This window comes from Kocuria sp. CNJ-770 (genome assembly GCF_001942375.1).
GTDB lineage: Bacteria > Actinomycetota > Actinomycetes > Actinomycetales > Micrococcaceae > Kocuria > Kocuria oceani.
In genome coordinates, this window is the sequence record NZ_MKJW01000009.1 from 1 (window position 1) to 6,128 (window position 6,128).

The 6,128-nt window shown below is 67.6% G+C and carries 6 protein-coding genes; 1 reads left to right on the forward strand and 5 read right to left on the reverse strand.

Annotated elements, in window-relative coordinates; genetic code table 11:
• The first annotated feature begins 1,028 nt into the window (after positions 1 to 1,028).
• The gene (locus BJF77_RS00265; RefSeq protein ID WP_075870946.1) at positions 1,029 to 1,280 is read left to right on the forward strand and encodes a hypothetical protein; all 252 of its coding nucleotides are present in this window, start codon (positions 1,029 to 1,031) and stop codon (positions 1,278 to 1,280) included.
• A 205-nt stretch (positions 1,281 to 1,485) separates the two neighbouring features.
• On the opposite strand, the gene BJF77_RS00270 is transcribed toward BJF77_RS00265, so the two are convergent.
• The 5 genes from BJF77_RS00270 to BJF77_RS00290 form a co-directional block, all read right to left on the reverse strand.
• Complete coding sequence (locus BJF77_RS00270) at positions 1,486 to 1,989, reverse strand: hypothetical protein (RefSeq protein WP_075870947.1); 504 nt, start codon at positions 1,987 to 1,989, stop codon at positions 1,486 to 1,488.
• Between the two features lie 55 nt (positions 1,990 to 2,044).
• Entirely contained in the window at positions 2,045 to 2,722 is a 678-nt protein-coding gene (locus BJF77_RS00275; protein WP_139318360.1) for a hypothetical protein, read from the reverse strand.
• Positions 2,723 to 2,816: 94 nt separating this feature from the next.
• Positions 2,817 to 3,431 (reverse strand): DUF2207 domain-containing protein, encoded by a 615-nt coding sequence (locus tag BJF77_RS00280; RefSeq protein ID WP_139318361.1) that lies wholly within the window; start codon positions 3,429 to 3,431, stop codon positions 2,817 to 2,819.
• A 295-nt stretch (positions 3,432 to 3,726) separates the two neighbouring features.
• Positions 3,727 to 5,367: an arginine--tRNA ligase gene (gene argS, locus BJF77_RS00285; protein ID WP_075870950.1), complete on the reverse strand. Its 1,641-nt coding sequence runs from the start codon at positions 5,365 to 5,367 to the stop codon at positions 3,727 to 3,729.
• A gap of 186 nt (positions 5,368 to 5,553) precedes the next feature.
• Positions 5,554 to 6,042, reverse strand: a complete 489-nt coding sequence (locus BJF77_RS00290; RefSeq protein ID WP_075870951.1) for a GNAT family N-acetyltransferase — start codon at positions 6,040 to 6,042, stop codon at positions 5,554 to 5,556.
• Positions 6,043 to 6,128 lie beyond the last annotated feature (86 nt).

Genomic DNA, 6,128 nt, shown 5'->3' on the forward strand with positions numbered 1-6,128 from the left:
GCCCCACACCGCCTGCGGCGATCAGCCCCCGGCCTCACGCACCCCGGCCCGAGTCAATAACGTCACGCCCTCTTACACCTAGACCATGGCGTCTGCGTGGCCTCACTCGCCGGGGCCGCCTCGCAACAGCCTACTAGTAAGCACCCTGATTAATGTGGCAGCGGGGAGCATGCCTGGGGATTGCCCTGGTGAGCCGGGACCATGCCGTCCCCCGCCCGGGGGCCTGTCATCGGTCCCCGCCGGTGGACTCTCTGCCCCGCTCATGAGCAGGCACGGGCGGGCCCTGGCTGGAATCGGCCCGGCCGGAGTCCCGGACTCCGGGGCCGAGGACTTCGGTGTCGGTGCATCCGCTCAGCAGCGTCAGGACCATCCACAGACCCACCCGCACCCACAGCAGGATGAAACCGGACGAGGCGCCCATCGACATGGAAGACCCCCTTATCTGTCGGCCACACCTCTGGCCGCACCCGGTGACCACCCCTGACGTGCACCCGGGGCGACTGTCGGCAATCATGGCCCGGAGGCGGGGATCCGTGCACTCTCCAACGCCGTCATCACCTCGACCGGAAGTGGCGAGGAGACCGTGAAGGTCGCAGCACTCAACTGCTCCACGCCGGAGACTGCCACGGCCGGGTGCACCACGAGGTCCGGGACTGCCGCACGAATAGGTGACACCCTGACCTGACCTATCGGTGCGGCAGTCCCAAGGCTGGGACATGAAGGTCGTTGCCCAGCTGCTGGGTCACGCTTCGGTGACCACCACCTCCAGGTACCTCGATGAGCTGCCCGGAGAGCTGTCGGTGGCAGTCAACGCCCACCCCTGACTCCGGTGGATTTGTCAGAGTTCGCTGCACCGTTGCCGTGGGGGCTCGCGCCGCTCCGAGGAGCTTCAGGGTGGATACCACATGAGATAAAGCCTCGAATAGCCACTCGAGTGTGATGTTGCTTACTATGTCTCCACCATTTGCGGAGCTGCTCGTGGGAGCAACTCCGGCTCCCTGGGGCGATCGTTGACCTGAGGGAGTCTGATGTCTATCACCTTTGAGCCCGTGCCCCTGACGGATCGACGGCTCTTCGAGGCCCGGCTCAGTGAAGCCACCCTCGCCCTGCACCACGAGGGCCACGATCCGGAGAGAATCTGCCAGGAAGCGACGCGGATCGGTCAGCGGTACCCCTGGGTGGACGCCCGCACGGTGGCCAACGCCCTGGTGGACGCTTTGGGCCCGGGATGGGGCGCCATCTACCTGCACTGGCTGTGGAGCCAGGACGACGACGCTTGACCCATCGCCCCTCGGTAACAGCATCCCTGTGGGGAACGTGCAAGAACGGCCAGCACGCCCATCAGGACAGGGCCTACCCCCGCACGGGCCAACCCCACAGGCAATGTCGTTCTCGTGGAGCGGCTGATAGCCGGGCCATATGTAAAGCCGGGGCTCGGGGCGTCCAGGTGGTTCGGGTGCCTGGGGCACCCTCGGCCTTCCTTGCTCAGTCGTAGTCGACAGGTGCCGGCGGCTGGCCGCGGCGGGCGTCCATGACGCGCGCGTGGGCCATCTCCATCCGCCCGACCCACAGGATCGTCGTCCCCAGGATCGGCCAGAACGTCATCGCCGAACCCACCCCGACGAAGACCAACCACGCCGCGGTGGCGACCCAGGTGATGATCCCGAACGCCCACCCCGCGAAGACCCCGCCCTGGGCCTGGGTCTGGTAGTCGTAGGGTGCCGGCAGCGGGTCCGGGTCGCCCTCGGTCTCCAGGCGCCGGTGTTTGACGTGCAGCCGTTGGATGCCGATGAAGCACCCGCCCAGGGTGAGCAGCCCGATGATCGCGTTGGAGAACCCGTACCCGCCGGTGGCCACCAACCAGTCCAGTGCGGCCTCGAACACCTCGTCGGCAATGATGAACCAGAACAGCCACGCGCCCAGCCCCCACAGCCACTTCCGGTCCTTCTTCGGGGCGGGCCCCTCACCGGTTCCCGGTGCCACGAACATCGCCTGTCCTTCCCCGGGGTCGTGGGCTCACCGCAACCATGGCCTGGTGCACGTCCTACCGGTCCGGGGACGCGTCGGGTCCGGTCCCCGAGGGCCGGGACTTCCGCAGCCGGTAGCCCAGCACGGCGGCCGCGGCCAATAACCCGGCGGCCAGGCGGGGCAGGATCTCCTCGAACCACGGGTGCACCAGCTCTCCCAGCACCACCCCGGCCGGCCAGGCCACCACCCCGGCGAGGACCAGTAGACCGATCCGCCGCTTCACCCTCTGCCGTCCGGCGGGATCCTGCGGCATCGGGGTGGTGGACTGCTGGTGGCCCTCCCGGTCGAAGAGCATGAACGGCAGGGTCGCGAAGAGGTTGGCGAACATCGTCCGATACGCCAGGGACGCGTCGAAGATGTCGCCCTCCTCGGCGGGCAGGGTCGCGAAGAAGATCGCCATGCCGACGACTACTACGGTCAAGGCCGCGACGGTCAGCAGGCGTCGGCGGTCCCGGACGAAGACGATGTCCCGGCCCTTGGACCGGCCGCGGATCAGCCACGCCCCGCCGACGGCCAACCCGGCGCCCCAGAGGAAGAACCCCCAGATGGTCAGCTGCTCGCTGCCGGAGGTCGTGGTCAGGTACGGCAGGGATGAGAGCACGCACACCAGGCTCAGCCCCAGGGTGATGGCCCCGCACAGGGTGCGGAACCACGGGCCCGGTGTGCCAGTAGTGGGTCGTGCTTCGACTGCCATGGTGCGTCCCTATCGTCGTCGTGAGCGGTGAAGGCGGGCCATGCTCAGCTGGGTCGCGGCCGCAGTACAGGGGGGTGCGTCGTCCCTTCTGGTCTCACCGGGTGTAGCGGGGTCGGGTGAACCAGGCACGCAGCGGGGCGCCGAAGGCGGTCACCAACCAAGCAATGTTGACCACGATGAAGGCAATCCCGAGGCCGATCAGCACAATCGCCCACTGCCCGTAGAGCCAGAACCCGAAGAGATTGCCCAGAAAGCCCAGAGAGCTCAGGATCGCCAGCACGATGCCGGTGATCCGAGCCCAGTTCGCGCCCTTGCGCAGGAAGACGTAGGCGGTGGCGTACAGACCCAGCAACACCACCACCGCGATCACCCCGGAGGCCATCGAGATCCCGCGCATCTGCTCGACCATGGTCCCGATCTGGCCGGCGTCCTCGGCCGGCATGCCCATGCGCTGGTACATCGCGGCGAAGTCCGTCGTGGCGTAGATGATCGTGACCAACACCCCAAGTGCCGCATACAGGGCGCCCGAGGCCACGGTCAGACCCAGCAGCCGCTGGAGCTGCCGCGGCGCCGGCACGGCCCCACGCTGCTGCCCGGGGCCACGATCCGCGCCTTCGGGCCATCCTTGTGAGGAGTATCGGGGCGGGGTCCTGCGGGAGGACTCGTACGGGCAAGCAGGGTTGCCCGGGTCCTGTGGTGGGCTGGTCATGACCGGAACTCCTTCGAGGCGCCGATGGGCTGTCACTGGGGCCGCGCGTAAGCGCGAACGGTCGCTGCCCCGATCTGCGAGACCCTTCAGACGGCACCGCGCATCCACACCCCTCCCCCATAATGTGCTAAGGCACACGTCGAAGGGGGGTGGCGCGCGTCCCTACTAATGGGGTCCTCACGCCCAGGTGATGCCGCAGCGAAAGACGGCCAACTCCTCGGCGGGAATCCCATCCACCTTCACCCGCAAAGGAACCTCTACTGAGAATCCACGGGACAGATTGCTCCGTACTCGGTTACATCCTCGTGGGTGCCGAAACGCCGAGGAGGTCGAGGCCGTTGGCCAGGACCTGCTGGGTGGCGTTGTTCAGCCACAGGCGCGAGCGGTGCACGTCCTCGACCGGAGCGTCTCCCAGGGGAGCGACCCGGCAGGCGTCATACCAACGGTGGTAGGTGCCGGCGATGACCTCGAGGTGCCGGGCGACGCGGTGTGGTTCCCGGAAGGTCGCCGACTGGGCGACCACCCCGGGGAACTGCCCGAGCGCGGCCAGCAGGTCGCCCTCGGTGGGATGGTCCAGCGACGCCGCGTCGAAGCTGCCGGTGTCCACGCCGGCCGACTCCGCATTGCGGGCCACGGCGTGGGTCCTGGCATGCGCATACTGGACGTAGAACACCGGGTTCTCGTTGGTGTTCTTCTGCAGCAGCTGCGGATCGATCGACATCGCCGAGTCCGCCGACGACCGGCCCAGCGAGTACCGCAGCGCGTCCTTGCCGAGCCACTGCAACAGATCCCGCAGCTCGATGATGTTCCCGGCCCGCTTCGACAGGCGGGCTCCGTTCACGGACACCATCTGGCCGATGAGCACCTGGATGTTGTGCTCCATGTCGTCCCCGGCGCAGGCGGCAATGGCCTGCAGCCGGCCGATGTAGCCGTGGTGGTCGGCACCGAGCAGATAGATCTTCTCGGGGAACCCGCGGTCCTTCTTCGACAGGTAGTACGCCGCGTCCGCGGCGAAGTACGTGGGCTCACCGTTGGCCCGAATGAGGACACGGTCCTTGTCGTCGCCGAAGTCGGTGGTGCGCAGCCAGACAGCACCATCGAGGTCGAAGACGTGTCCTTGCTCCCGCAGGCGGTCCACCGCCTGCCCCACCGCTCCGCCCTCGTGCAGGTCCGACTCGGAGAAGAACACGTCGAAGTGCACCCCGAAGTCGGCCAAGGTCTCCTCGATGTCGGTCATCTGCGCCCGGTAGGCCAGTTCGCGGATGATCGGCAGCGCCTCCTCGTCATCCATCTCCGCCAGCTCCGGCCGGGCAGCCAGCGCCTGGCGGCCAAGATCGGCGATGTACTCCCCCGGATAGCCGCCCTCCGGGATCGGTCGCCCCTTGATGGTGGCCAGGACGGAGGCGGCGAAGGTGTTCATCTGCGTTCCGGCGTCATTGATGTAGTACTCCGCCGTCACCGCCGCACCGCTGGCGCGCAGGACACGGGCGATCGAGTCGCCCAGTGCGGCCCAGCGGGTGTGGGCCAGGTGCAAGGGCCCGGTGGGATTCGCCGAGACGAACTCCATGTTGATGGTGTGACCCGCCAGGGCGTCGTTCGTGCCGTAGGCGGACCCTGCCTCGACGATGGTGCGGGCGAGCTCGCCCGCCGCGCCGGCGTCCAGGGTGATGTTGATAAAGCCCGGGCCGGCCACGTCGACGCTCTTGACGCCGTCGATGCCGGCCAGGCGGTCGCTGAGGACCTGGGCGAGCTCGCGCGGGTTCCTCCCCGCCTTATGGCTCAGTTGCAGGGCGATGTTCGTGGCCCAGTCACCGTGCTCCCGGTTCTTCGGTCGCTCCACACGCACCTCCGACGGGAGGTCAACATGGAGGTCACCGGCCTCGACGGCGGCCTGCAAACAAGCGGAAATGGCAGCGGAAAGTTCCTCTGGAGTCACCCGTGAAGCATAACGCCGCCCTCTGCAGCGCCCCGATCCCCGGACATGGTCGCCACCAGTGCACGACAGCGACAAACACCACTTCCCGGACACCGACGCCATGTCCGATGGGAACCCCAATTGCAGCGCGTGACCTTCGTGACGGCCCCGGTCGATCCGAGAAGAGAGCCAGCAGGCAGGAGCGGCTCAGTCGGTTCGTGGTCGCTCCATCTCCACGGCATGCCAGGGCTGGCCGTTCACCTCGGTGCTGCGCACCCGGCCAGTCTGGCGGAACCCCAGATCCTCGTACACGCGCCGAGCCGTGACGTTGTGCGCGTACACGCCCAGTTTCATGGTCGGCAGCTCCGTGGTTTCGAAGCCCGTGCGCACCGCTGTACTGATCAGCTCGCGGCCCAGGCCACGCCCTCGAGCTGCGGGATCGAGCAGTACGCAACCGAGTCGCATCATGGCTGCGTCGTGGTCGACCAGCAGGGAGGCGTGACCGACCGGCTTACCCGACTCGGGGTCCAGCCCGGTCCAGTACCGACGCTGATCATTGTGTAGGTAGCTCTCCAGCTGCCCGCGGTCCAGCGGCCAGGTGAAGGTGCGTCCGGACCAGAGCACCATGTCCGCCTCGGAGGACACCCAGCCCAGGAAGAGATCCAGATCGGCTGGGACCGTCTCTCGCAGGCGCATGCCCTCATGCTAGGTGTTGTGGGGCATGAGGTTCTTGCCACGGGTGTGCCGGTGAGATGAGGAACGGGCTCCTCGCCACAGGATGG